The sequence below is a fragment of the uncultured Porphyromonas sp. genome, assembly GCF_934359325.1.
GTDB lineage: Bacteria > Bacteroidota > Bacteroidia > Bacteroidales > Porphyromonadaceae > Porphyromonas_A.
This window is the reverse complement of record NZ_CAKRLH010000248.1, coordinates 1-2,118: the sequence shown is the minus strand read 5'-3', so window position 1 is coordinate 2,118 and position 2,118 is coordinate 1. Positions and strand designations below refer to the sequence as shown.

The 2,118-nt window shown below is 60.4% G+C and carries 3 protein-coding genes and 1 pseudogene; all 4 read right to left on the bottom strand.

Going from position 1 to position 2,118, the window contains the following annotated elements; all coding sequences use genetic code 11:
• A partial coding sequence (locus tag Q0F21_RS07440; protein ID WP_297238748.1) for an NAD(P)-dependent oxidoreductase occupies positions 1-482 on the bottom strand: 482 nt, incomplete at its 3' end.
• Positions 483-485: 3 nt separating this feature from the next.
• Positions 486-905 (bottom strand): SufE family protein, encoded by a 420-nt coding sequence (locus Q0F21_RS07435; protein WP_297238746.1) that lies wholly within the window; start codon positions 903-905, stop codon positions 486-488.
• Between the two features lie 18 nt (positions 906-923).
• Positions 924-1,937, bottom strand: a complete 1,014-nt coding sequence (locus Q0F21_RS07430) for a M28 family peptidase (protein ID WP_297238744.1) — start codon at positions 1,935-1,937, stop codon at positions 924-926.
• Positions 1,924-2,118: pseudogene (locus Q0F21_RS07425) on the bottom strand (insulinase family protein); the annotation flags it as partial. The pseudogene Q0F21_RS07425 and the gene Q0F21_RS07430, both read right to left, overlap by 14 nt.

Below are 2,118 nucleotides of genomic sequence, written 5' to 3'. Positions count from 1 at the left end.
AGGGAGACAAACTTCCCCCTACCCTCCTCATCGGCTCGCGGGGGATCATTGAGCAGCACCTCCATACCGAGTACCTTAGCGTAGTGTGCCGCCGCCATACCGGTATGACCGGCGCCGACGATGCCGTAGGTCTTACCGACGAGGCTTCCGCCCTTCTCGCTGCAGCAGCGGGCCAGCGAGCAACCGACATACTGACCGACCGACTGAGCGTTGCAGCCGGGGGCATTGTACCAAGTGATCCCCGCCTCCGCGCAGAAGTCGGTATCGATGTGATCGATCCCGATCGTGGCGGAGGTGATGAGCTTGACGGACGAGCCCTCGAGGAGATCTCTATTACACTTCGTGATGCTCCGGACGATGAGCCAGTCGACATCGCGCACCGCCTCCGGAGTGATCTCAGGATTGGGGAGATAGTGGACCTCTCCCAGCTCCTCCAGCACCCCTCTGAGATAGGGGATGGAGGCTTCGGCTATGATCTTCATCTCCTACTTGACGAGTGAGGCAGCGGCGATGAGCTTGATGTCACGGATCATGGAGAGGACGCCATTGGATCTCGTGGGGGAGAGATTCTCCTTCAGCCCGATCTTGTCGATGAAATAGAAATCAGCCTCTGCCACCTCCTGTGCCGGCTGTCCGTCCACGATGCGGAGGAGAAGGGCGATGATCCCCTTGACGATGATCGCATCGGAGTCCGCCTCGTAGTGGATCGTGCCATCCGGCTGAGGGTGTCCCACGACCCAGACGCGGCTCTGACACCCCTCGATGATATGCTCGGGAGTCTTCTCTTCGTCTGGGAAGGGAGGAAGGTCATTTCCCATCTCGATGATCATCTCGTAGCGCTCCATCCAGTCATCGGTGAGCTCAAAGTCCTCGATGATCTCGTCTTGTATCTCGTTGATAGTCATTTCTCTCTTTCTACTCATTCACTTTTTCGTCAGCACGGTCCAGACCGTGGAGCCTACCGCCTGCAGCGTCTCGCGACTGATGTGCTCCATGGTATCGTCGAGGGTGTGCCAGGTGGCGGGGAAGCCTGTCGGGCGCGCCGGGTCATAGTCGACGATGTCGAGGCAGGGGATGCGGCGGTGACGGATCACGAAGACGTGGTCGTCCACCAGCCCACCACCGACAGCGTTGTGGAAATAACTGCCATACCCCAGCTCGTGCGCCGTCTGCCACACCTCCGTCACAGCGCGACCGGCACTCTCCTGCGAGAAGTACTCGCGGTAGAAGGCTGCCCCCTCGCCACCGACCATATCAAGGAGGATACCCAGGTCAGCCCGATAGTCAGGTGTGTGGGGATTCTTGGCCCAATACTGCGCCCCCATGCCCCAGGTCGACTCGGTGTCACCGTCATACTCAGCAAACTGTGGCACGCCGTAGTCCTCAGCGTCGAAGAAGATAATGTCCACTCCCAGACCGTCCCGGAGTCCCTCCGACTGCAGCAGTCTGGCGATCTCCAGCAGTACCCCCACGCCGGATCCGCCGTCATTGGCTCCGTCGATCGGGGTGTGCCACTTGGCAGGATCGTTCTCCGCATCCGCATACGGGCGAGTGTCCCAGTGGGCAAAGAGAAGGACTCGCTCCTTCGCCTCTGGTCGATACTGACCGATGACATTGACACACTCCAGACGAGTGCCGTCGTAGGCGGTCAGCGTCATCGGTTGCTCGATCACGTCGAGACCATGGCGACGCAACTCCTCCGAGAGGAAGGCCGCGCACTGCTTATGCGCCTCGCTCCCCGGGACACGGGGACCAAAAGCGACCTGACGAGCCACATAGGCGTAGGCAGAGTCGGCCGAGAAGGGGGTCTCCACCACCGTCCGGGTCTCTCCCTCAGTGGCAGACTCGCGACTGCTCCCCTTCTCCCCACCGCACGAGGCGGACATCAGGATCAGGCTCAGGAGAGTGAGGAGGAGCGAAAGCTTATTTCTTACCATTATATATGAGTGTAAAGGGGTGAGCAAAGAGGCTGCGGGCGGTCTCCATCAGGCTCTCCGTCGTGACTGCATCGATCCGGGCAAAATACTCCTCCAGCGCCTCGTACCGCCCGCGGAGGAGCATCTGACGACCGAAGGAGAGGAAGGTGGACTCCGACTGCTCGGAGGAGACGAGGGCAAG

Coding starts and splice junctions, on each gene's coding strand:
- Q0F21_RS07430 (WP_297238744.1), bottom strand. CDS start 1,937: ATGGTAAGAAATAAGCTTTCGCTCCTCCTCACTCTCCTGAGCCTGATC.
- Q0F21_RS07435 (WP_297238746.1), bottom strand. CDS start 905: ATGACTATCAACGAGATACAAGACGAGATCATCGAGGACTTTGAGCTC.